General features: G+C 24.0%; 23 protein-coding genes. 18 read left to right on the forward strand and 5 right to left on the reverse strand.

Features of this window, described 5'->3' with window-relative positions; translation table 4 throughout:
* Window positions 1-204 precede the first annotated feature (204 nt).
* From UPA3_RS01670 to UPA3_RS01695, 6 genes are all read left to right on the forward strand, one after another.
* Complete coding sequence (locus UPA3_RS01670) at window positions 205-4,932, forward strand: FtsX-like permease family protein (protein WP_010891731.1); 4,728 nt, start codon at window positions 205-207, stop codon at window positions 4,930-4,932.
* 112 nt (window positions 4,933-5,044) lie between these two features.
* Window positions 5,045-6,421 carry a transcription termination factor NusA gene (gene nusA, locus UPA3_RS01675; protein ID WP_010891732.1) on the forward strand — a complete coding sequence of 459 codons (1,377 nt, stop codon included), beginning with the start codon at window positions 5,045-5,047 and terminating at the stop codon, window positions 6,419-6,421.
* 10 nt (window positions 6,422-6,431) lie between these two features.
* Window positions 6,432-6,683 (forward strand): YlxR family protein, encoded by a 252-nt coding sequence (locus tag UPA3_RS01680; protein ID WP_006688432.1) that lies wholly within the window; start codon window positions 6,432-6,434, stop codon window positions 6,681-6,683.
* A 34-nt stretch (window positions 6,684-6,717) separates the two neighbouring features.
* The gene (gene infB, locus UPA3_RS01685; RefSeq protein WP_006688753.1) at window positions 6,718-8,562 is read left to right on the forward strand and encodes a translation initiation factor IF-2; all 1,845 of its coding nucleotides are present in this window, start codon (window positions 6,718-6,720) and stop codon (window positions 8,560-8,562) included.
* A gap of 7 nt (window positions 8,563-8,569) precedes the next feature.
* Window positions 8,570-8,920, forward strand: coding sequence for a 30S ribosome-binding factor RbfA (gene rbfA, locus UPA3_RS01690; protein ID WP_006688602.1), 351 nt, complete (start codon window positions 8,570-8,572; stop codon window positions 8,918-8,920).
* Between the two features lie 7 nt (window positions 8,921-8,927).
* On the forward strand, window positions 8,928-9,338 hold the full coding sequence (locus UPA3_RS01695) for a hypothetical protein (protein WP_006688592.1): 411 nt from the start codon (window positions 8,928-8,930) through the stop codon (window positions 9,336-9,338).
* Window positions 9,339-9,417: 79 nt separating this feature from the next.
* On the opposite strand, the gene UPA3_RS01700 is transcribed toward UPA3_RS01695, so the two are convergent.
* From UPA3_RS01700 to UPA3_RS01710, 3 genes are all read right to left on the reverse strand, one after another.
* Window positions 9,418-10,113: a M48 family metallopeptidase gene (locus UPA3_RS01700; protein ID WP_006688751.1), complete on the reverse strand. Its 696-nt coding sequence runs from the start codon at window positions 10,111-10,113 to the stop codon at window positions 9,418-9,420.
* A 12-nt stretch (window positions 10,114-10,125) separates the two neighbouring features.
* Window positions 10,126-11,925 carry a translation elongation factor 4 gene (lepA, locus tag UPA3_RS01705; protein ID WP_006688644.1) on the reverse strand — a complete coding sequence of 600 codons (1,800 nt, stop codon included), beginning with the start codon at window positions 11,923-11,925 and terminating at the stop codon, window positions 10,126-10,128.
* A gap of 117 nt (window positions 11,926-12,042) precedes the next feature.
* Window positions 12,043-12,702, reverse strand: coding sequence for a LemA family protein (locus UPA3_RS01710; protein ID WP_006688515.1), 660 nt, complete (start codon window positions 12,700-12,702; stop codon window positions 12,043-12,045).
* Window positions 12,703-12,847: 145 nt separating this feature from the next.
* Here UPA3_RS01710 and UPA3_RS01715 point away from each other — a divergent pair, with 145 nt between their 5' ends.
* From UPA3_RS01715 to UPA3_RS03330, 6 genes are all read left to right on the forward strand, one after another.
* Entirely contained in the window at window positions 12,848-13,207 is a 360-nt protein-coding gene (locus tag UPA3_RS01715) for a hypothetical protein (protein ID WP_006688471.1), read from the forward strand.
* Between the two features lie 3 nt (window positions 13,208-13,210).
* On the forward strand, window positions 13,211-13,984 hold the full coding sequence (locus tag UPA3_RS01720) for a TrmH family RNA methyltransferase (RefSeq protein ID WP_006688821.1): 774 nt from the start codon (window positions 13,211-13,213) through the stop codon (window positions 13,982-13,984).
* Window positions 13,968-14,912, forward strand: coding sequence for a DNA polymerase III subunit delta (holA, locus tag UPA3_RS01725; protein ID WP_006689136.1), 945 nt, complete (start codon window positions 13,968-13,970; stop codon window positions 14,910-14,912). The genes UPA3_RS01720 and holA overlap by 17 nt, the downstream gene beginning before the upstream one ends.
* Before the next feature lie 156 nt (window positions 14,913-15,068).
* A complete protein-coding gene (locus tag UPA3_RS01730) occupies window positions 15,069-16,337 on the forward strand; it encodes a TrbC/VirB2 family protein (protein ID WP_006688610.1) in 1,269 nt (422 codons plus the stop codon).
* Window positions 16,338-17,321, forward strand: coding sequence for an ECF transporter S component family protein (locus UPA3_RS01735; protein ID WP_006689139.1), 984 nt, complete (start codon window positions 16,338-16,340; stop codon window positions 17,319-17,321).
* A 331-nt stretch (window positions 17,322-17,652) separates the two neighbouring features.
* Window positions 17,653-17,775, forward strand: coding sequence for a hypothetical protein (locus UPA3_RS03330; protein ID WP_012317003.1), 123 nt, complete (start codon window positions 17,653-17,655; stop codon window positions 17,773-17,775).
* A gap of 274 nt (window positions 17,776-18,049) precedes the next feature.
* Here UPA3_RS03330 and UPA3_RS01745 read toward each other — a convergent pair whose 3' ends face one another.
* Both UPA3_RS01745 and udk read right to left on the reverse strand, forming a co-directional pair.
* Window positions 18,050-18,352 (reverse strand): hypothetical protein, encoded by a 303-nt coding sequence (locus tag UPA3_RS01745; RefSeq protein ID WP_006688467.1) that lies wholly within the window; start codon window positions 18,350-18,352, stop codon window positions 18,050-18,052.
* Between the two features lie 28 nt (window positions 18,353-18,380).
* Window positions 18,381-19,004: a uridine kinase gene (udk, locus tag UPA3_RS01750; RefSeq protein ID WP_006688441.1), complete on the reverse strand. Its 624-nt coding sequence runs from the start codon at window positions 19,002-19,004 to the stop codon at window positions 18,381-18,383.
* Window positions 19,005-19,189: 185 nt separating this feature from the next.
* Between udk and rpmF the strand changes: the two genes are divergently transcribed.
* The 6 genes from rpmF (at window position 19,190) to UPA3_RS01780 (ending at window position 25,918) form a co-directional block, all read left to right on the forward strand.
* On the forward strand, window positions 19,190-19,363 hold the full coding sequence (rpmF, locus tag UPA3_RS01755; RefSeq protein WP_006688693.1) for a 50S ribosomal protein L32: 174 nt from the start codon (window positions 19,190-19,192) through the stop codon (window positions 19,361-19,363).
* 8 nt (window positions 19,364-19,371) lie between these two features.
* Window positions 19,372-19,629, forward strand: coding sequence for a hypothetical protein (locus UPA3_RS01760; RefSeq protein WP_006688677.1), 258 nt, complete (start codon window positions 19,372-19,374; stop codon window positions 19,627-19,629).
* A 115-nt stretch (window positions 19,630-19,744) separates the two neighbouring features.
* Window positions 19,745-21,757: a hypothetical protein gene (locus tag UPA3_RS01765; RefSeq protein WP_041941985.1), complete on the forward strand. Its 2,013-nt coding sequence runs from the start codon at window positions 19,745-19,747 to the stop codon at window positions 21,755-21,757.
* Between the two features lie 23 nt (window positions 21,758-21,780).
* Window positions 21,781-23,088 carry a hypothetical protein gene (locus tag UPA3_RS01770; protein WP_010891736.1) on the forward strand — a complete coding sequence of 436 codons (1,308 nt, stop codon included), beginning with the start codon at window positions 21,781-21,783 and terminating at the stop codon, window positions 23,086-23,088.
* Between the two features lie 57 nt (window positions 23,089-23,145).
* Entirely contained in the window at window positions 23,146-23,955 is an 810-nt protein-coding gene (locus UPA3_RS01775) for a Rossmann-fold NAD(P)-binding domain-containing protein (protein ID WP_006688679.1), read from the forward strand.
* Between the two features lie 76 nt (window positions 23,956-24,031).
* Window positions 24,032-25,918, forward strand: coding sequence for a hypothetical protein (locus UPA3_RS01780; protein WP_006689120.1), 1,887 nt, complete (start codon window positions 24,032-24,034; stop codon window positions 25,916-25,918).
* Window positions 25,919-25,982: the final 64 nt, after the last annotated feature.

Raw genomic sequence — 25,982 nt, forward strand, 5'->3', positions numbered from 1 at the left:
TTTTAACATATGAATTAAATTTTAAAATCAATTTATTTCATTAATTTAGAGAATTTTAATTATCAAAAAGCATTAAAAATTATTTTTATGTTCTAATAAATTTTATAAACATAATAAAAAAATAATTTATTGAAAAGTATAATTTTAAACAATGAAAACAAAAAAAGAGAAGATAAAAACATTTTTTTGCTTAAAATTATTATTATGTTTAGAAATTTAATTAAGAATGTCTATCGTTATTTGCTAAAAAGCAAAGCCTCTTTTATAGGTCTTTGCCTTTTATTGTTTGTGTCAATCTTTAGTTTTAGTATGTTAACAAATCTTTCTAAAACATTAACAAGATCATATACAAACTTAGTCAATAGACAAAAATTACATGATATAACTGTTAATGAAAGTTATATTGAAGATCAAAAAGATATTAAACAAGCTCAATTCAATAAGCTTTTAGAAGAATTAAAAGTTTTTTATGCACAAAAAGGTTTGAATTTTGATTGAACTCGTTCTAATTCATTGATTGTTAATTCGACAAAAGATGATATTACTTATAAAATTGTTCAGTATTCAACAAGTAAAACGATTAATACATTCGATAAACAAACAAGTGAACGTTTGATTAAAAATAGTTTTTCTGATATTGATTTATATGGGATTTTAAATAATGCTAAAGTAGATGTTATTGATTTAATCAAAACTAAAACTTTAAATGCCAGTTTTGTCATTAATAATTTAAAAGAATTAGACAATAAACAAAAAAGTAATTTGGTAAAATTAGCTAAAGTTGATAATTACGATGTTAGTATTAGTCAACAAGCACGACTTTATTTATTAAAAAATATTGTTTATGGTGCATGACCATCAAAAACCAATAATTTATATAAAAAATTTAAAAAAGCTTATGAATATAGTCTAGAAGATAAAAATTACGATCCTTTAATTGGTAATATAAAATTAAACAACAAAGCTAATTTTGATATTTTAGAAGCAAAAGAGATTAGCACACAATTCATTTTAATGTTATATCCATCAAAAAAAGGTATAAGTATAAATGGTAATGTTAATACTATTGTTAAAGGGCATCGAATAACTTTTAGTTTTGAACCCGCAGGGATTCCTATTCCAGTCTATTTTGATGTTAAATCTGCATACGCATTAGTTGGTTTAGGTGCTTTTTTGTCTAATCATAACAAACAAAAATACCCAATGTATTTATGACAAAAAGCTTTAGTCGACCACGAAGAACAACAAAGTTTTGAAAAGTGATTCAATAGTTTGGATGAAAAATATATTATTCATATTGATAACACACCTTATTTAATTTTAGATAGTGGTATTACTCCTGATTTTATGTATCCGATTATCTCATTCACTTCTGTTATTCCTAATCCAAAAAAAGAAGGACTAGTATATGTTAACTTAAATGGATATGCCCGTATTTACGATGCTTTTAGATCTAATCCAATTGAAAATAATTTACAAATTCGTATCACAAATCAAAAGCATCAATCCGTTGATATCAGTATTTTAAAAAAAATTGTTAAAAATTTAAATGATCAAATTAAAAAAGATGCTATCATGAACTGACCAACAAGTTTAGATGCTGCTTATTTAAAAGATGATACTAATAATCATATTACACCAAGCCCATTAAGATTAGTTTTCATTAACAAAATTACGAACACAATACAAACTTTTAGTGTTTTAATAACTTTATTTATTTTGATTCTAACAATTTTTGTAATTGTTATCATCATCAACCGTTTTTTAGCACAAAATAAAATTAATATTGGTATTTCTATTGCTAATGGTGTTCCTCGTTGAAAAATCATTTTAAGTTTTGCTTTTATTGGATTAATTCCATGTGTTATTGGTGGATTATGCGGTTATTTAACAGCTTATTTTACTCAAAATTTAGCAATTAATATTTTTAGTGGTTATTGATTAATTCCTACAGTTTTAGAAAACTTTAATTTTGGTGCTTTAATAACAGTTATTATTTTCCCTTTTTTGTTGTTTTTTATTTTAATAGTTGGATTAGGTTATTGATCAATAAGAAAACCACCAATTGATTTAATGCGTGGAACTGAAACATTTAAAATTTCTAAAATTGTTTATGTAATTAAATTTCCATTTAAATATATTAGTGGTTTTAATAAGTATTTAATTACACTATCTTTTTCATCAATTACAAGAATTATTATTTTTTCAATTATGATTGCTTTATCATTTGGATCGATTATGTTTTTAACTGGAACAAGAGGTAAAATTAAACAAACTATAGATGCAACATTACAAACAAAAAAATATCGTTATGGAATTGATTTAATAACACCAACAGATCAAGGTGGTCAATATATTTCTTTAAGTACAAATCAAATTGGTTCTACATTAAATGATAATGATAATCATGAATTGACACAGAAATATGAAAGTAGTGATTATAAAGATTTTATTAATTCACCGTTATTTAAAAATTTACAGAATTTGAAGTTAATTGGTGCAAAAGATGACCAGCGTCGAATTTATGATTTAAACTATATTGCTAATGCCTTTCAAGTTAAGCAATTTTTAGATTTTAATTTTGGCATTGGTGATGTTAATAGTGGTAGTTCAAGTAATCCATGAAGTATTACAAAGTCTTTAATACCTGAAAATAATTTACAAATTTTAAATGAAACTTATAAAAAATGATGTTCAAAATTAATTAATGACCATAGCATTTTTTCGAAACAATTAATTGAAAAAGGTGTTAATGAATTAGCTTATGATATTTTAAATATTCGTAATAGTTATGATCCTAATGAATATTTTAATTATTTTACATTTAAGAGTATTGTTGATACATATTTAAAACGATTTAATAAGTCTTTTTTAGATCAACATGTTACGTATGAAATTTTAGTACGCGTGCATAATAATTTATTTAATTATAAAAATATTTATGGAAAATTGGTTTTTAAAAATAATCAATGAATAATTAATTTTAAAGATAATAATTTTCCAATTGATGATCAAAACTTTGTTAGTGCTATTTATTATAAAAAACCTAATGAGCAAAATTATGATTTAAAAAAATATATTTTTAAAAATGATGATTTGATTTATGATGAAGTTTATTTTGAACGTAATAGCAAACAAAATTATCATAAACTAACTTATCAAACTTTTAGTTCTTATTTTAGAGCACGTTTTTTAAAATTTGATCCAGAAGGGGATTTTGATTATTATTTACCATTAAAATATTTTAATGCAACAATTGTTAGAAAAGAATTATTAGAGAATGCAATTAATAATGAAATTCTTTTTAAAAATGACGAAAATAAAATCATTAAAAAAATTAATTTTAAAAGTGATAATGATATAGTTGTTACTAAAATCAATGATTTAACTTATCAAGTTAAAAATATTATTAATCAACAGATTTATCTTTATTCTCCAAAACCCATTAAACGTTCTTATAGAATTGATCCAGCAAAAGCTACAAATGCTATTAAAACAGGATTATCTATTAAATTGGATAATGATTTTATTAATTTAGTATTATTAACTCATCCATCAATTAATCCATCGTATGCAGATGTTTGGTCAGGTATCACATTTAATATGGTAGGTTTTGATTATTTAACAAAAAATGATAAAACACAGTTAAACGAATTTGATGAACCTTATATTTGAATTGATGCTCAGATTAATAAAATTAATAATCAAAAATATGAAGAAGCTAAAAATCCTAAAATTATTGGAATTATTAAGAATTCAAAGTTAGTGCATTTATTATCCAATAAAAAACAGATTAATAATTTATTATTTAATAAAAATGATGAGCAAGTAGCAATTATTAATCGAGTAGCTGCCAAATATTACAATTTAAAAATTGGTGATCATTTTAGTTTTGTTGCTAATAATCAAACAAATCGTTATACCAAAGATTACATAAAAAAACAAATCACTTTAAAAGTAGTTGGTATAATTGATACTTATCAGGGGATCGAAATTTATACAGGGATTAAAAATGCCGCTGAAATTTTAGGAATGCATAGTTCGCCATATGCTGATAAATCACTTTATGATGAATACGATGGTGCTTTCAATGGAATTTTTACAAATAAAAATAATCCAGCAATGTTAACACGTATTATTTCTATTTACTCACCTTCGGGACTATATCCTATTTCTGAAACATGAAAAAAAGATGCACCAACTATTAATCTAATTAAAAATATTTTAAGTGATAAATATACTACATATGAATTAAATAATAAATGAGATCCCAAATCATTAGTTTTAAACTCTCGCTTATCTTTAACTAAAGCCTTAGGTTATAAAAATTTTGATGAACTTAAATTAGATGCACGCAATATTTATGATGACAACCATAATTATTTAGGATTAAGAGATGAACAAGCTCAAGCAGAATGGGTAATTGATAAACTAATCAGTATTTATGGGCGTGATACTTATTCATCTACTTTAAATAATGTTGAAGTAGTTGACGTATTATTTGCAGTTTTAGAAACTGCTTCAAAAACAATTCAAACTGTTGAAATTGTTGTGATCTTTTTAATATTATTTATTATTATATTAGTACTTGTTTTAATTTCTATTAATTCATTGTCTGATACATTAAAAGTCGCTAAATTACTAAAAAATATTGGTTATAGTGATTTAAAGAATGCTAAGTTATTTTTAATGGCTTTTTTACCATCATTAATAATTGGATCAATTATTTCAATTCCACTAGTTATTGTAGTAATGCAAGTATTTAGCGAAATAATATTTAATAGTTTAAATGTTTTATTAACAACTAGTTTTATTTGGTGACATTTTTTAATTATTTTATTAATTGTTGCTATCATTTTCTTATTAATGTGAGCGATTGCAATTTGAATCTTAAGAAGATCAAATATTGCTGATGCAAGTAAACGTAATTAGAAATTTAAAAAATATTTAGAATGTTATGATATAATTTAACCAATAAGTAAAATGTGAATGAAATGACGACCTTAGGGTTGTCATTTCTTATTTATATGAAAGGTTATAAAAAATGTCTAACTCATTTAAATCAAAAGAATTTATTGAATACTTTAAAGATACAGCAAAACAAAATGAAATTGAATTTGAAGTTTTATCTTCAATTATTAAAGAAGCATTTGAAAAAGCTTATTTACGAACACATCCTGGTGAAAATTTTGAAACAAATATTGATCTTAAACAAGGAACAATTAATTGTTTTCGAAATTTAGTGGTCGTTGAGAATGAAAAAGTACATAATGAAGATTTAGAAACATGTTTGGATGATGCTGTTGAAATTTTATTAGATGATGCTCGTAAAATCAATGCAAATGCTCAAATTGGCGATCTTATTAAACAACATATTTCAATTGATAATTTTAAAAGTATTGAAGTAGGTCAAATTGGAAGTTTATTGCGTCAAAAAATTACTGAAATTCATAATAAAAGAGTAGCTGATTTTTGAAAACCATCTTTAATGAAAATGATTCGTGCAAAAGTTGCAGAAGTTAATTATAACAAACAACGTAATGAAATTACTGGAGTAAAAGTTGAACTAGATGACCAATGAAAAACATTAGGTTATTTAAGTCGTAAAGATCGTATTGGTGATGAAAAGTTTAAGGTTGGTGAAACTTATGATTTTCTTATTAAAGAAGTTAAAGAACAAAGCCGTTTATGGCCAATTTTACTATCTAGAACAGAGCCAGAATTAGTTGAAGAAATTTTAAAACGCGAAGTTGTTGATATTAAAAATGGAAATATTGAAATCAAAAAAATTGCTCGAATAGCTGGTTTTAAAACTAAGGTAGCTGTAAGCACTAATTTATTAAATATTGAACCAGTTGCTGTTGTTGTCGGAAATAAAGGTTTAACTATAACGTCAATTTCTAAACAATTAAATAATGAACGTATTGATATTATTCGTTATGCTGATGACAAACGTATTTTTATTGCTAATGCCATTGGTTTAGATAAATTAAAAGGACTTTTAGTTCAAGAAAATGAAAGTGGTCAACGTTCTGCAATTGCTATTGTAAGCAAGGATGATTTACCAAGTGTTATCGGTCGTGGTGGAGCAAATATTCGTTTAATTGCTAAAATTACTGAATGAAATATTGATGTAAAAACAATTGAGCAAGCATTCGAAGAAAATATTTTATACGAAAAATTTGATGAAAAAATTTATCGTTCATGAAATATTGAATCAATTAATAAAAAAAATGTCACAAATGATGAAATGTTAGCTTTAATTGATAGTATAGAAGATGATAAAATTGAACAAGATGTCCAATTAAATCACCCATTAAAACAACAAGAAAAAAAAGTTGTTTCTTCAAATGATGAAGATGGTGAAAATGATGAAACACAATTAGAATATCTTGAAGGATTCGAAGATTTTAAATTCTAATTTAAATATTATGGCAATGAAAGTTAATGAAAGAACTTGTGTTTTTAGTAAAGAAAAATATCCTAAAGATCATTTAGTTCGCTTTGTTATTATTAACGGTGAGTTAATTTTTAGTTTGAATTATCATCGTGGGTATTATTTAATGATTCAAAAGAATACAAACATTCAAAAGGTGTGTCAATTTCTAAAAAAACGTTTTATGATTAAAAACGAAGAACAAGTTTATCGGATTTTAGAGCAATTAATTCAATCATTAATTTAAAATATATAGAGTAATATAAGTAAGAGGTAAAAATATGGCGAAAAAAAATATCAAACAAAAGAAAGATAATCGGATAGCAATCGATGTAAAAAAACACATTAAAAAAGTTGATGTTGGGGTTTTTGATGGTACATTTGTTTTCACATCACCTCTTAGTATTTCAGAATTAGCACCAAAACTAAATAAAAGTCCAAACGAAATTATTATGCGTTATTTCAAAAAAGGTGTTGTTTATAACTTAAACACTATTTTAGATGAAGAACAAATTGGTGAGTTATGTTTAGAATATGATTTAGATTTTAAAATTGAAAAGAATGTTAACACTGAAAATCTTTTAGAAAATATTTATTTTGATGATCTAGAAATTGATTTGGTTGCTCGTGCTCCAATTGTAACAATTATGGGTCATGTTGATCATGGTAAAACAACACTTTTAGATACTATTCGTAAATCATCAATAACAGCATCAGAAGCTGGAGGAATTACTCAACATATTGGAGCTTATCAAATTATAAAAGACAATAGAGCAATTACTTTTATTGATACACCCGGACATGAAGCCTTTACTGAAATGCGTGCTCGCGGAGCAAATTTAACAGATATTGTGATTTTAGTTGTTGCTGCTGATGATGGTATTAAAATGCAAACTGAAGAAGCAATTGATCATGCTAAAGCTGCTAATGTTCCTATTATTGTTTTTGTTAATAAAATGGATAAATACGAAGCAAATCCTGAAAAAGTTTTAAATCAATTAAGTGCTAAAGAAATTGTTGCTGAAGAGCTTGGTGGTGATGTTGTTTTTGTTAAAGGCTCAGCATTGAAAAATGAAGGAATTTCTGAATTATTAGATTCAATTTTATTGATTGCTGAATTAAATAATTACAAAGCTAATCCTAATCGTTTAGCTTATGGAACTACAATTGAAGCAAATTTGGATAAAGGTCATGGTCCTCTTGCTACATTGTTAGTTCAAAATGGCACATTACGAAAAGGTGATTATTTAGTTGTTGGTTCAACATATGGAAAAATTCGTAATATGTTTGATGAATATGACAACGAAATTGAAATAGCATTACCTTCAAAACCTGTTAAAGTTTCTGGATTTGAAGAAGTACCAACAGCCGGTGATAAATTTTTAGCTTTAGCTGATGAAAAACAAGCACGTGCAATAGCAAATGATGTTAAACAAAAGAAAATGCGTTTAGAACGTGCAATGTTACAAAGTTCGGATATTCGAACAAAAATTGCTAATGGTGAATTAAAAAATATTAATTTAATTATTAAAGCTGATGTTCAAGGTTCACTTGAAGCTTTAAAAGGAATTTTTAGTAGCATTAACATTGAAGGTGTGACTACGACACTAATACGGAGTGCAATTGGAACAATTAGTGAAAGTGATGTGCGTTTAGCACAGACTTCTGATGCAATAATTATTGGTTTTAATGTCCGTGCTAGTCGAATTATTAAAGATTTAGCTGATTCAGTCGGTGTACAAATTATGAATTATGACATTATTTATAAATTTAAAGAAGATTTAGAATTATGAATGAAAGGTACATTAGACCCAATTATTATTGAAGAAGTGATTGGCGAAGCCAAAGTTCTTAAATTATTTAAACACAGTCAAGTTGGAACAATTTGTGGTTGTCGAGTAATTAATGGTAAAATTAAAAGAAATGCTTTGGTTCGTGTTTTACGTGATGGTATTGTTATATATAATTCAAAAATTGCGACATTACAACACAATAAAGATAGTGTTAATGAAGTTATTGCTGATAAAGAATGCGGATTAACAATTGCAAACTTTAATGATATTAAAGAGAACGATATTATTGAAGTTTATATTAAAGTTGAAAAGAAACATGATGAGGTTAAATAAATAAAATATGGCAAACGAAGTTCGAGTTGCAAGGTTAGAATCTTTAATTAAAGATGTTATTAATAATGCGTTAGCGAATGAAATTAATGATAAAATTGCAAAATTAGCACGTGTAACTGCAGTGCGTTTAAGTAATGATTTATCAGTAGCAAAGATTTTTTTAGACGCTCATAAACGCGAAAGTATGCTTAAAGTTTTAGAAAATGTTAATAAAGTTAGTGGCTTATTGCGTTCAAAATTAGCTGCGGAATGAACTAGTTATAAAGTACCGGAATTGCGCTTTGTAATCGATGAAACTATTGATTATGCTAATCATATTGATGAATTATTTAAAAAAATTAAACAACAAGAAAATTAATTATCCAATGTTAAAAAAACAAAATAAAAATAAAGAACAACACTGATTAGAAAAACATTTACGACAAAAAACAGGTTTGATTATTTCTTGATCAATTATTTTTGGTGTTTTAGTTTTATTATCAATTGGTTTTGGTTTAATTCTACATTTTTTTAACTCAAATAATTTAAGTATTCAATTAAGCTTTATTATTAATCTCAATAAATACTTAGTTAATATTACTAAAATATTAGATTATATCGGTTTTGCTTTAATTTATTTACCAATTATTTTTTTATTAGGTTGTTGAATTACTGGAATTAATGGCGTGCACGAATCATTATACTATCATGTGTTTATTTGATTATTTTATTTCATTAGTGTTATTTTATTAATCATTACCATTTGTTTAAGTATTGCGACACACATATATTATTAAAAAAGATAGGGTCATACTCCTATCTTTTTTAATTAATTTTTTATTGTATTTATCTTAATATTATAATCATTTTTAAATATTAAAATTTAAGTTGATTGTTGTATATTTTTGCATTTTTACAATATTTTAAAACAAAGTCCCAAAAGGATTTTTGATGATGTTGATATTTTATGTGGGCTAATTCATGAATAACAACATAATTAATGATATCTTGATCATAATGAACTAAAAAATACGAAAGGCCAATCGTGTGTTTTATTTTATTATAGACACCTCATTGGCTTTTGTAAAAGCCAAATACATATTTTTTTACAGTTAGAGTAGTTATATTTTGGGCATTTTTAATAATTTGTGGAAAAATTATTTCTGCTAGGTATATTAAAATTTTTTGATAAAGCAATTTTGTATTAGTTAAATTCTGATTTTGATCATAAAGATAAATGATTTGTTTTTGAAAATTGAATTGACAATGAAAATTGTTATTTTTTATTTTTATAGTCGTAAATTTTATTCCTAATAAGATGATTCAATCTAAAGATTGTTCATCATACTTAATTTTCTTTAAGTCATTTTCATATATTTTTAAAATTTTTAACTTATTATTTTTAATAAATTCTTCAGCAATATTAATTAATTTTAAGTGATTGATCAAACAAACAATTTGATGATTAATGATTTTGATTTTAATATATTTAATTCTTGGTTGTAAATAAATTTTAATAAAATATTTTTTTTGATTAATTTCAAAATTTAATTCTTTAACAAAACTTAACATAAATAATATATATTAGTTTTCACTTAAAACTTTTACAAAAGCATCTTGAGGAACATCAACATTACCAATCGCTTTTAGACGTTTTTTACCTTCTTTTTGTTGTTCTAGAAGTTTTTTCTTTCTTGAAACATCTCCACCATAGCATTTAGCAATCACATCCTTGCGTACTGCTTTAATAGTTTCACGAGCAATAATTTTTGAACCAATTGAAGCTTGAATAGGAATTTCAAATTGATGTTTTGGAATAACCTCTTTTAGACGTTCACAAATAATTTTTGACTTCCCATAAGCAAAATCACGATGAGCAATAATACTTAAAGCATCAACTTTATTACCATTTAACATAATATCGATTTTGACTAATTTTTCAGCTTGGTAACCAATTAGTTCATAGTCCATTGTTGCATATCCTTTAGTAATTGATTTTAGTGAATCAAAAAAACTGTACATAATTTCAGCTAATGGCATTTTATAAATTAATTTTCGTCTTGTACCGTCAATAACTTCTAGATCATCATATATTCCTCTTCGGGACTGACATAATTCCATAATTGCACCAACATAATTATCTGGTGTAATGATTGCTAATTTAACAAATGGTTCTTTAATAAGTTTAATACTAGTTGGTTCAGGCATTTTAGCAGGACTATCAATACTAATTTCTTGATTATTTGTTAATTCAATTTTATATATTACTGAAGGGGCAGTTAAAATTAATTCAATATTAAATTCACGAGCAATTCGTTCACGAATAACATCCATATGTAATAAACCTAAAAATCCACAACGAATTCCAAATCCTAGTGCTTGCGATGTTTCATATTCATAAGTTAATGCAGCATCAGATAAGGAGATTTTAGCCATAGCTTCTTTTAAATCATCATATTGACTAGTATCAATTGGGTATAAGCCACAATAAACCATTGGTAAAATTTTTTTATAACCTGGTAGTGGTTTATCAGCAGGATTATTGGTATGAGTAATAGTATCACCCACATTAATATCTTTGACTGTTTTGATAGCTGCAGCTACCCAACCAACTTCTCCGGCTACCAATTCTGTTTTATTAACAATTTTTGGTGTTCTAATTCCTAATTCACTAACAATATAATCTTTATTGTTAGCCATCATACGAATTTTATCTCCAACTTTAATTGTTCCTTGTTTTACACGTACTAAACAAACAACACCTTTATAAGAATCATAAAAAGAATCAAATATTAAGGCTTGTAATTTAGCATCATCTTTAGCATCTAATGGAGGTGGAACGTGTTTAATTATTGCTTCTAATACATCTTGAATGTTTAACCCCGTTTTTGCTGAAATTAAAGGCACATCCGCTGTATCTAAACCAATAACGTCTTCGATTTCTTTTTTAACACGATTAGGGTCTGCTGATGGTAAATCAATTTTATTAATTGTTGGAACAATCTCTAAATTGTTTTCTAATGCTAAGTAAACATTAGATAAAGTTTGGGCTTCAATTCCTTGTGCAGCATCAACAACTAGAATTGCTCCCTCACATGCTGCTAAACTTCGTGAAACTTCGTAAGTAAAATCGACGTGACCGGGAGTGTCAATTAAGTGAATTAAATATTCATGTTTATCTTTAGCATGATATTTAATTTGTACAGCATTTAATTTAATAGTAATTCCACGTTCACGTTCTATATCCATAGAATCTAAAATTTGGTTTGTCATTTCACGTTTACTCAAAGTATTTGTAAATTCAATAATTCGATCAGATAATGTTGACTTCCCATGATCAATATGGGCAATAATACTAAAATTACGGATGAATTTTTTATCCATATAACAATCACTCTTTACTTTTTTTAAAAATATCAATATATTTTAAATTATTTTAAAGTAATAAAAATAAAAAACAACTCTATTTAAAGAGTTGTTTCATGTTTTTTTGATTTTATATTAAAAATCTGACAGTGATTTCATATCTACATCTTTACGCTCTTGTTTGTTTGCAGCATAAATTGGGAAAGTTTCAAGTTTTAATTTTTCAGCAACGATAACAGTCATAAATTGAAAAATCATAATATTTCAATCAGTTGCACGTGAGTTATAAGCACGTCGTGATGAAGCAATTTCATTTTCTAAATAACTTGATGTACTCATCAATTCCATTAAAATATTGGATGATTTCAAATCTGGATAACGTTCGAATTGAACATTAACTAAATTTTGAAGTTTATTTAATACTTCTTCATTTTTGTTAATATCATTTGACATTTGAATACTTCGATTTTTAGTTATTTCATCTAATACTTTTTCTTCATATTTGTAATATGATTTAGTTTGTTCAATCATTTTATTTAATAAATCGAACCGTTTTGTTTGTGCTACTTGGATGCTTGATGAAGCTTCATTAACACTGTTTTTAGTTTGAATTAAATGATTTTTAGTATTAAATCATCAAACTAATAAAAAGATTCAACCAATAATTGAAATAATTGAAATAACTATGATGAAAATATATAAAGTTTTTTCGCCATTTGAAGCAACTACTACTTTTCGTTCGTTAGATACATTAGGGCTAATTCCATTTTCATCTTGTTCTTTTCATAAATCCATAAACTTTGCTCCTTATAATTAAATGATTTTAATAATCAATTAAAATTATATAATATAAAAATAGTAAAAATTTTTCTAACATGCTTAGTATGTTAAAAATATTTACGACAATTTAGCGAATTTTGCACATAATCAAGGAGAAAATATGGAAAAGACAATAATTCAATTGGAATTTAATGAAGAAGAATTAGCATCAATAAAAAAAATTAAAGATAAAATGGATCCTAATAATAATTTAGAATTAAATGTATTTTTAAAAGATTTAATTAAGGATTTAGCGCGTGATTATTTAAATTTTTCAAACCAATCATTTGAAAGTATTGCAAAGCAAATGAATGATTTAAAAGATCTAATAGGAAACGTAGCGAACGATCCATCTAGTTTCGATTTTAATTCAGTAATGAATGAATTCCAAAAGTTTAGTAAATCACAAAAGGATGAAGAAAAAGAAATAAAAAACGATACTGAAATAAAAACTGCGACTAAACCTACTAAAAAATCTTAATTTATGTTAAAAATTATTACATCTAATAAAAATGAAGAAATTATTCATTTTTATCGTTTAATTCATGATAAAAAATATCGCGAAGCTAATAAATTATTCATAATTGAGGGTTTTAAATTATTAGATGAAGCTTTGCAAAATCAACAAACAATAGTTTCAATTATTATTAATGAACATGTTTATAATAAAGAATTTGAAACGATTTTTAAATATACATTATATGACAATATTCAAATTTATAAAGTTAGTGGAAATATTATTAAAAAACTATCAGTTAATATCGAACCAAGTCCAATTTTAGCAGTTGTTAAAATAAAACAAGAAATGTGTGATATTAACGATAATATTTTATTGTTAGATAATATTCAAGATCCAGGTAATTTAGGAACCATTTTAAGAACCTGCTTTGCTTTCAATATTAAACAAGTTATTTTTAATAATTGTGTTGATTTATATAATCCTAAAACAATTAAAGCAAGTATGGGGGCCATTTTTAAAATTAATTTTTTACGTTTTAATGATTCTAAACTAGCATTAAATTTTTTATTAAAAAATAAATTCTATTTAATTGCTACTATTTTAGATAAAAACGCAATTTCTTTAAACGAAATAACGATTAAACAAAAATATTGTTTAATGGTAGGTAATGAAGGTCATGGTTTGGTACAAACTTTTATTGATCATGCTCACATTAAAACAATGATTAAAATGAATCAAACAGAATCATTAAATGTTGCAGTAGCAGCAGCAATTTTTTTATATGAACTTAATAAATAAAGAACTTTTTTTAATTACTGGTGACAATCGTTTAAAAATGGATCAAAAAATTAATGAAATTGCGACCTCTTTTGATGAATTAGTTAAAATTAATGATCAAGAAATTTCATTAATTTCTTTTAAAAATCTTATTGAACAAGATGATTTATTCAATAGTAATAAGATCTACTTATTTAAAAACGTTAACTGATTCGAAAATTTAGAACATTTAAAAAATGTTAGTGATTTAATTGATTATTTTTTTAATAATCATGTTGCTATTATTATTACAATTGAATCTACAAAAATTTCTACAGCAAAAAAAATTCAAGAAACAATTGCAAAATTTAATCATCAAATTACTTTTATGACATATACAAATGAAAATGCTATGGCTTTCTTAAAAGAAGAGTTAAATCAGCGTAATTTATCATTAAATAAATCTATAATGCAAACGATTATTCAAAAAACAAATTTTAATATTAATTTTCTTAATAATGAATTAGATAAAATAGAATTAATTAATGATTTTTTAAAAAATCATGGTATGTTTGATATTAATAATTTTATATGTGATTATGGTGAATATCAAATTTTTAGTTTATTAAATCTTTTGTATCAACATAAAATAAATGAATCAATAAATTTAATTAATAAAATGCTCATTGACAAAATTGATGAACTCACAATAATTAATATGTTAGCGACAATAATGAGTACACATTACTTAATTAAATTATTACATGAAAAAAAATATAACAAAAACGTTATATCTAGCTCTTTAAATCAAAAACCTTATATTATTGATTTAAATTTAAAATTAATTAGAAATTATTCAGCTAAATTTTTACTTAAAAAAATGTATGATTTATTACAATTAGAAATTAAAGTCAAGGAAAATAAAATTGATAAATATTTTGGATTAATTAATTGAGTTTTGAATTTTTAACACTACAATAAGTTCTTATAATTTAAGTTTATTGAAGATAAAGATAAAAAAACTATATTTATATTTGTTAAAATTAATAGACCAAATTAAATAAAATACTTTTGTTTTAATGTCAGTTCAGTTTATTTTATTTTAGATTAATGAGGTGGTTATTAGATGCTAAATGCAGAATTGTCAAGTGCACAAAAAGATTTATATAAATCAATTAAATTATATTTAAACACAATTTTTTTGAATCAAAAACTAAATTATGCTATTAAAAATGATAATGATTATCGAAATCAATTAAATAAAGTAATGAATATTTTTGAATATTATGAAGATAATTATGAAATAGCAAATAAAAATTTTCATAGTTATTGACAGGCTTTTAAGTCATATGTTCATTATGAAAAAATAGTTAATGATTATAACGATTTTGATGAATTAAAAGATATTGTAAATGGTTTAAAAATTTATGTTTTAAATACATTTCAAATAGATTTAGATCAAGAATCACAAAGAATTGCAGATATTGATTTTAAGTATGATGAAAAGACGCAAGCATCAATGGGTTTTTATACTCCAAGAAATCAAGAAAATAATACTAGTACAGAATATGAAAAGGTAAGTGCTGAATCTATTAGTGATGAAGATAGTATGAATCATACTTATCAACCAACTTCTGATTTTACAACAGCAAATATCGATAATTTAACAAATATGGTATTTAGTGCTCGGGTTATGAATGGTGAAATTTATTTATATGAAACGAAACCAAAAGTTATTCCTTTCTTAAAATATGTTTTTTTTGCTGTTAGTTTAGCTTTGGTTTTTTTTACAACATTAACGTATGCTTTTCTAATGGATTTTGGCACACATATGTCAAGTGTTATTAATGTTAATGGTATTACTCATATTGTTCGTTTAGTTTCGCCAACATTTCCAACCCAGTTAGTGATATCAATATTCATTATGATTTATGCTGGAATAAATGCTTTTAAAAGAAAAATTAGTGAAAATGAGAAGTTTCATTTTAAAAATTTTATTTGAATTATTTTGTTTGGAGCATTATTAGTAGTTGCATTAGCAAATATTTTTACTGGAAATTTAAGATTTTCAAGTAGTTCATTTGATGAAATGTTTCGTCAAGCACAAATTAATGATGTATTAGCTAACTTAGCAAGAAATAATAGTTTTAGTTTTGATTATTCGTATTTACAAAGTATTTTTTATGGCTATAGTATCGCCCAAATTTTAGTATTTGTAGTTATTATTTTAGGAACAATTTTAATTATTAGTACTTTTATTTTAAATCCTAAACGTGATATTCAAAGAATAAAATTATTATTACAAGAAATTCATGATGATATTTTAACAGGTAAAATTGATCCTAATACATATTTAAGAACAAAAAATCCCTTTAGAGACTTGTTTGGTTTTTAGATGAATTCAAGATTTAAATTTAACTATGATATAAATAATAAATTAGCATTATCCTTTACAAAGGATTTAATTGCTAATAAAAAGCAAAAAAATAAAAAAAAATTTTTGCTTTTTTTATTTCCCTTTTATCCTTTAAAACTTTTTAAAACGATTAATTTAATCGTGGTTTTTGCTGTTTTAGTTGCAATTCGTTTAGGAATGGGATTTTTACATATTAAAATTCCTGGTTTTAATATGGTTATTTCTTTTACATGAATGGCATTAATGGTTTTAGGGTGGTATTTTGGACCATTAATTGGAATATTTGCTGGATTTTTAGTTGATACTTTAGCATGATTAATTAGTGGTGGAATTTGGTTTTGAATGTATGCTATTCAAGAACCTATTGTAGGCTTTATTGCTGGATTTCTAGGATCTGTAGCTACATTAAGAAAAAAAACTAAACGACCAATAATTGATCTAATAGTTAATCAAATCTTTATTTTATTTTTTAGTATATTAACATTGTTTATGATTTTGACCTTAGTTAATGATGGTAAAAACTCCTTATTTAGCATTCTTAAAAAACGTGATAAAGAAATTAATGAAGATTGAATTAGTATTTTTAAATATTTAGCAATCGCTTTTTTAGCTACATTTGTTTTGCTTGTTGAAGCTTTTGTTATCATTTATTATTTACGTAATAGAAATCGTTCAAAAGTACAGTTAATTAATTTTATTTATTGCTCATTATTAGTAATTTTTTCAACAATGTTATTTTCGTTTGCACTAGGACCTTACGTAAGTGTAGCGTATTTAAAATATATAAAAGTCCCAATTACGAATTATTTAAAATACGGAGTTAATTACTATTTATTACCACGCATTATTAAAGAAAGCATTAAAACACCAATTTATATCATTTTATTATCTTCAATAATTAGTGCATTTGATTATGTCTTTCTAAATATTAAGCAAATTAATATGCACAAATGAAAACATTAACAATACACTTTTGAAGGTATAAAATATAATCATAAGTTTTAAAAGAGAGATAAATGATAGTAGTTTATGGATTCTAAAAAATTTAATGATTTAGATTTAGATATTTTTAAAAAGGGGATTATAAACCTATAAGTTCAGAATTTTTAGCTGAATCATTTAATGCTATGATTCCTATTATGGAAATTCAAGAAAAATATAAATAATTTGATAACGATACTTTTTTAAACGAATTTAAAGGTGGTTTTGTAGGCGTTTATTACCGATTAGATGCTAAAAAGCAAGGATTTAACCAATGATTAGAAGTTAAACAAGTATCATTTAATACTAAAACATGAGGTGCAATTTTAATGATACAAGTTTAGAAAAAGCTAAAGCATTTAGTGATATAAAAACCTTTTTAGCAGTAGGCGTTTGAGATAAAATGGCTGATTTATTATTCATTGTTTATGGTTAAAATCCAGAAATTGGCGAATATTTAACTAAAAAAGTTTGCGAAAGTAAACAAGCTAGTCGTCGATTCACACAAACAATAAGTGTGCGACAACTAGTAAAAATTATAAATTTAAAATTTTTCCAGTAAATTAATAATAATCCTAATTTAATAAATATTTTAAAACAAGCAAAACTACCTTGAATTTTAGAAAGTTTAACTATACTACGTTTAGAAAAACTAAAAAAAACATTTCACATTTACTTATGATACTATTGATAATGTTAAAAAATAAAGTTTATTTAATTTTTTTAATATGGTAAAAATCATTTTTATTAGTTCGTTTAGTGTAAGAAATAATTGTATTTGTGTATTTATCAACTAAAAAATAATAACCTTTATTTTTAGGGTCCATGTAAATATGGAAATTATTGTCTAAAGAATTTAAAGGACGAATTCCTAAAATTCGCTCATTAATAATTGGAATAATGAATGTACCACTTAGATTTTTAATGTTAACATCAGTTCATTCAGCACGTTCTCGAAAACGAGCTAATGCATGATCTGTAATTCTAAATTTGCTTTTATAATAATATGACATAATTCAAAATTAAATTAGTTATGATATTTTAATGTATATTATTTATTCATTTATGAATTAAATGTAATGCAACACGATTGTGTTCATTTCATAGCACACTAACATTAGCATTCTTCTTACTTGGTTCAACAAATTGATCATACATAGGGCTAACAGTGCTACGTCATTGAGTAATTACAGATTCAAATGATCGATTACGTTCATTAACATCTCGAAGAATTCGTCGAATTAAACATTCATCTTTTGGAGTTTCAATAAAAATTTTCAAATCAGCTATTTGATTAATGACATCATCATAAATTGCATAAATACCTTCAAGAACTATAACATCAACATCACTAATATCAATCGTTTTATCTAAACGAATCTCAGTTTTATAATCATAGATTGGTACTTTAATTTTTTTACGTTTTTTAATGTCACTTAATTGCTCTCGCATTAACTCTCATTCAAAACTACTTGGATGATCATAATTAATTAAGCGGCGTTCTTTTTTATTTAGTTGTGAATTAGAAATATAGTAAGAATCTTGACAAATAACAACACTTGTTGTATTTTTAGGAATTCTTGCAATAATTTCATTAGCAAAGGTTGTTTTTCCAGAACCAGAAGCTCCTGCAATTAGTATAAGAATTGGGGATTTAGTATTCATAATTTTGAACCTTAATATCATTAAACATATTACTATTATTATAGATTATGCGTAGCTTTTCCTTTTAATTAATTAAATATTTTTTTAAAAAAAGATATTAAAAAATAATAAAATCATATATAATTTATAAATGTTATAAAATTCAATATCTTATAAGATACACAAACTAGAAATGAGGCGATAATATGGCTGTACAACAAAGAAGAGTAAGTAAATCAAGAAAAGGAATGCGTCGTAGTCACGATCACCTTACAATTTCTAATACAGTAGCATGTAATGAATGTGGTAAAGCATTACTACCTCATAGAGCTTGTCGTGATTGCAAAACTTACAGAAGTATTAAGTTATCAATCAAATAATTTTTATGATGAATGATAGTGTTAAACAAACCAATAATATTGATGAAAATCAATTAAAACCAACTACAAAAAGCTTTTTTGATGATAAAAACAACCAATTAACAAAAGTTTTAAATATTCCTAGCGTTGTTAAATATACGGAATCAAAAATTAAAAAAAATGGTAAAAATTTTTCAATTAATTTAATCATTACAATTACAACAATGTTTATTGTAATTGGGATTATTATAACTATTGCTATTGCTATTGGTATTAAATTAAGTTAGTAACAACTTCATGAGTTGTTATTTTTTTATTTTTTTTAGATATAATTTAATTTAGACGTATGCTATTAATGTATAATTTTAAATAATGTTTTATATTAATTTAAGGGTGAAAACAATGATGGAAAAATTAAAAAACAACAAGACTTTGTTTTTGAATGTAGAACAAGCTCAAAAACTAGGGATTAATAACCCTTTAACACAAGAGATTTTTTTAGATGATCAAAAGTTAAAAGTTCATTTAATTAATAGTATAAAAGATGAGTTTTACTTAAAAAAAAGTATTAGTAAAGGTTATGCTTATTTTAATAGTTTAGAACAATTTAAGACTATGGAGCTTGATGTTTTAGATAACTATCAATTTGCAAAAATAGCAGCTACTAATTTAGATGAGTATGATCAATTAGTTTACACAAAAACTCGTCAATATTTAATTAATAAAGAATTTTGAACTAATGATGGTTTAGATGCATTTATTGGTGATGATTTTAAAAGAAAACAATTAACGAGCAAAGAAATCGTTAATCTAAAAACAAAATATGATTTATGAATACAAGAATTACATTTTAATAATGCACGAATTAGTAAACAAATTCATAATTTAAGTATTCATGGTCAAAATAAATTAGATTATGAGAAATTTTATGATAAAAAAGCAACCCTTGAATCAAATTTAGATATTCTTCAAATTTTAATTTATTTAAGATCTTCATTACTTGAGTTAGATTTTGACGATCTTTTTAAAGATGATCAAAATAAAATAAGTATTCGTCAATTATTAGTTAATGATTTAGAATACTTGCCGTTTTCATTTCAACGTTATGATTATGAATCAAGACGTAATTTCATTAGAAACTCACGTCAATTAGTTGATACCTCAATTGATTTTGACGATCTTGAATATGATTTTTTGCACAATAAGAAACCAAAACAAGAACTAGAAAAAAATAATGAATCAATTAAAATAGCTGAATTAAAAAAATTTGAAAATTCACAATTAAGTGATGAACAACAATCTAATTTAGAAAAAGAGTTCTATAGTATTGGAAGAATTAACTGTTTTGACGAAGTTAGCGAAAATAAACAAGAATTAAACAAAGAACAATTAGTAATCGATAAAAAAAATGGGTATTTGAAGCCACGTAGTTACTTACGTCATCATGAAACTCCATTTATGGTTGACATTGAGAACCGGGTAGACTTTTTAATGGCAGGATATGAAATTATTAAAAATGATGATCCATATGCAATTAAACAAGAAATATTAAAAAATACCATTTTAGAACAACAAAAGCTTGTCGAACAAGATGATCATGATTTTAAAGTTAAAAATGATGATCAAGAAGCAAATGAAGAATTATTGGACAATACTGATAAATTAGAAAATCAAGATTCTACAAGTGCTGTTGAATTTAATGATTCATCTGAAGTTACTCAAGTAGTAAAAACGGATGAAAATGTTGATAATTTAATTAAAACTAAGCAAATAACTAGTTTTAACGATCTTAAACAAGAGCAATCATCTCAAGAAAATATTATTAAAAATGATCTTTCATCAATTCAAATTCGTTTAGATGAAATTATTAATGTACATGAAAAAGATACTAAATTACAAACCGAACTAAATTCAATTATGATAGATAGTAATGAAAAAAATATTGATGATAGTTTAAATAATTTAAATGAACAAATACGAATTCAAGATCAAGAATTAGAATCATCAGATAATCAAAATGTAATTATTGAAGAAGAAATTAATACCAAAAATTTAAATAATAAAGCTGATGTTGGTGTTATGAGTGTTGAAAAAAAATATGAACCTGAAGAGGAAATGGTTAATTTTGAATTTGAAATACCTGAAAACCAAAAAGAATCAGTTAACCAAGATGTTTTAAATAGTAATAGTATTGATAATTTTAAAGAAGAAAAAGCTAAAGAAAATACTTTCTTAACACCAAAAGAAATAGAAAATAATGATTTATCATCACAAATTGAATTAACACCTGCTGATTTTGAACTTAAGACACAAGAAATTAATGACGAAACTGAACGTTTATTGGATGAATTAAATAATAATAAACCTAAAGAAAAGAAGAAATTTTGGACATGATTTAACTCAAAAAAAAGATAAATAAAAAAAAGGAATTATTAATTATGAATAAAACTAATCAAATTGTGGATTTATTAACCAATAAACAAAATAATTCAATTCAAAGACGCGATAATCTAGTTTTTGTTAAAAATGAACAAGAATTCAAAGATATTTTAGATTCTACTATTAGCTTAAGTAATGTTTATGATCCTTTGTTAGGTAATGGTTGTGAACAAGAAAAAATAAAAGAATTAACTATTTTAAATAATAGTGTTGATATTAGCAAAATTGAAGAGTATACTAAAACATTAGAAAGTAAAGTAGATGATTTATACAATAATGTTTCTAACCAACTAATTCAAGATTATCAAAAAAATGAGAATACAAGTGCGAATAATATAATTATGAAAAATGAAGAATTATTAAATTCTCATTTAAAAGAAGTCGAAAAAATTTGTGAACAGCTAATTGATGAATGAAAAATTGAAATTTTAGGGGAAGTTAATTTTAAATTTCAACAACAATTAATAGAAATCGATCAAAAACAAGAACATAAATTGAAAGTAAAATCATTAATCAATGAAGATAGTTTTTTAACAAAAAGACAAGTTAAAAACAAAAATAAAATTCTTACTGAATTTGAAAAACATCGTTCACAAATTACACAAAATTATTTAAATAAACGTAGTGATATTCTCAAGAAAGAATATGATGAATTATTAAAAGATGATAAATTATTTGAGTTAAGCTCAGGCGATAATTGAAACAATTTTAAAAAAATAACTTTATTTATTTCTAACGAGATCGGAATCATTAATGATTTAGAAGATCTATTAAACCATCAAGAATTAATTCGGACTCGAAATTATACAAAACGTGCTATTTTAAATCAACATCATATTAATGGTCACTTTAAAGATGAAAAAAAATATTTGAAATCTTTGTATGATTTACGTGTTAAATTTATGTATGGTTTAGGTTCAGAAATTGTTATTTTAAAATTTTTAATTGAGCATTATAAAAAATTAAATAGTTTACGTTTAAGATTAGAAACATTAAACCACCCTCTTTCAAATTATGCTGTTTATTTTGATATTTTAAACCGAATTGAAAAACAAACACAATTGTTAGCAAAAATTGAAACTTTAAAATATGATAATTATGATTTTAATGCTGATGTTATTTTAGATGATTTAGAAAGTAATATCACAAAAATAAATGAGATTAAACATAATTCTAATGTTTTAAATAAAACAAAAGTTATTAAAACGATTATTGAGCCAAAATATGAATTAGAATTAATTTCAAAAGATGATAAAGTTGATGGTGTTAAGGTTTACGTTAACGATCAAGAAATTCTTTCTAAATAATTATTTTAAAGGAAACACAAAAAAGGCTTTTAATAATAAAAGCCTTTTTATTTCAAAATGAAACTAAAAATTGATTTTTTATACGAAAAAGTCTTAACAGAATTATTAACTAAAAAAAACAAAACTAAAAAACGTATTTATGTTTTTTATGATTCAGATTTAGTAAATTTTAATAGTGCATATATTCAATCAAAATTAAAATATGCTAAATTATTTTCTGTTAAACTTATTATTTATGATTTAAATGCATACCAAATTCAAGAAAATCATCATTTTTTATCAAAACTTAAACAAGCAAATAAGGATTTTTTGTTTTTTGAATTCCCTTTGTCAAAAAAACATTTGGATCAAAATTATTTTCAATATTTAACTTTTCAAAATGATCTCGATGGAATTAATTCACATTTGTTTTTAAATAAAAAACAAGAAAATCAAATTATTTACCATCCAGCAACAATTAATGCAATTTTAACATTAATTAAAGAATTAGATGTAAATTTAAATGACTATCGAATTTGCATTATTGGTCGTTCACCCTATTTAGGGGATTATTTATATAAGTTATTAAATCCTAAAAATAATAAAATTAATATTATTCATTCACAAACTAAAAATCCATTAAGAATTATTAAAGAATCTAATTTTATTATTAGCTGTGTGAATAAAGCACACATTTTTAATTCTAATGCATTAAGTGATAATTCTTATTTAATTGATGTTACTACAGAATACATCAATAATAAGTTATGTGGTTCTTTTTTAATTAATAAAAATGATGCATTAAATCGAAACATTAAATACACTCCTGTACCAGGTGGAATCGGTAAATTAACGACGTTATTTTTATTTTTGAATTATTTTAAATAAGTGTTACTTATCAGCCATATTTTTTTGTAGTATTATATAATAATATAAATAATCAAATAAGAAAATAGTATTTATTATGATTGACAAGCAAAAAATTAAACAACTAATCCAAAATCCTGTTTATGGATTTTTTGATGAATTTAAAAAAAATTTAAACAGCGATCTTGATCATGTAATTTTAGAACAATTAAAAGATCAAGATAATAATATTGATAAAATTAATCATTTAGTAACCGATATTAATAATTTAAAAAATGATATTAAACAACGCAAAAAAGATGAAAAAATTAAACAACGGACTTTTTGTAATATTCTAATCGCAGTTTGTTTTGTTATTATTATTGGTTTGTTTTTTTTACATTTTTATTTGAAAAATTCCAAATTTATTAAAAATTTTAAAAAGTATGAAATTGAAAAAAATAATCAAATTAATATATGTAACAGCCAAAAAAATAAATATATTTATAATGTTTTATCACAAATTAATTCTTATAAAATTTCGCAAGAAATTTTTGCTAAGAATGGTTTATATTTAATGCCAGAAATTCAATATGAAAATATTAAACAAACCGATTTATTAATTTCACGAAACGCAAAATTTGTTGGATTTTTTGGTGGTTTAGAAGTTAAATTTAAAAGTACGGATACTTTTTTAGTGTATTATAAGGAATTTTCAATTAAAGATGTTGTAACAAGTGGTTGTATTCAAATTTCTTATCGAAAAGGAGATCAAATGGTTAGTGAAACGATCGTTGCTCATCATAAGGAACCAACACCGTTTGTTGATCTTCACAGTAATTTTGTTCATAAAACTAATTACTCTCCAAACTTTAACTTTTCAACGTACGCTCAAACTGTTAATTCTCGTTCAAAAACAATTTTTTCTAATTTAGAATTTTCTAAGTATTATGGCTTAGGAATTGCTACTCAAAATTTAGAATTTGATACAAAAATGCTAGAATTTTTTACGCCTTTTAGTCAAGAAAACTATGAAAATTTTGCTAAATATTTAAAACAAGATGATATCACAGTTCCTATGTTTACAAAAACTGCGACATCCCTTATTATTGATGATCAATTATTAAAAGATAATAGAAAACCATTCTTTATAAATTTATTAACAAATAATAGTTATGTAAAAACTTGTGATTTTCTAATTGATACAGATATTAATGCGGACCTACAAACGAATTTAAATATTTTAAAATATGAATTAGTAAAATTATTTGAAAAATATATTTTATATTTAACTACAACAAGTTTATCAAGTGTAATTGCCCGAGAATGATATATTAATAATGATACTTATAAAATTGGTGATAATTACGATTATGAAAGTTATTATTATACTAATCAAAATCAATTAACTCCACTATCAGTTTCGACAAAACTTTTTTTAAAAAACCAAATAGCTTTTGTTAATGATTGTGAAGTAATTCCTTTTGCTGAACTAGTTAATAATCAAACACGATTCGGCATTAATAAAGCACAGTTTAATATTAAAAGTTATCATGTTTATAATCGTGTAGATAATGTACCAGTATATGCGCATGGCAGAACACACATTGTTCCTGTACAATACAAAGAGTACATCGAATATGAATATCCATTTATTTGTTTATATGTTTTAAAATATAAACAGTTAACAGAAGAAATAGGTTTAAAATATTTTACACGCCCATTTAATAATATTTTATTAACAAATTTTGAAGATCATAGTGCTTGTTCTATTGATGAAATTCTTGATTTTAATGATAATGAATCCAAAAATAATAGCGATAATGATTTTAAAATTTATTTAAAAGAATTAGATACAATCGTCACAAATGCGAATTTAAATAAAAATGAATTTAGCTTCTTAAAAGACAATGATGGTTATTTCATTACGATAAGTAATAAAATAGAATTAGACGAAGAAACTGAACAAGAATTATCAACTTGATTAAGAAAAGTAAGCTTATAGAAAACAAAAATAAAAAATAATTTGCATTAAAAATTAAACTCAATCAAATTATTTTTAACAAACG

The organism is Ureaplasma parvum serovar 3 str. ATCC 27815 (genome assembly GCF_000019345.1).
Lineage (GTDB): Bacteria > Bacillota_I > Bacilli_A > Mycoplasmatales > Mycoplasmoidaceae > Ureaplasma > Ureaplasma parvum.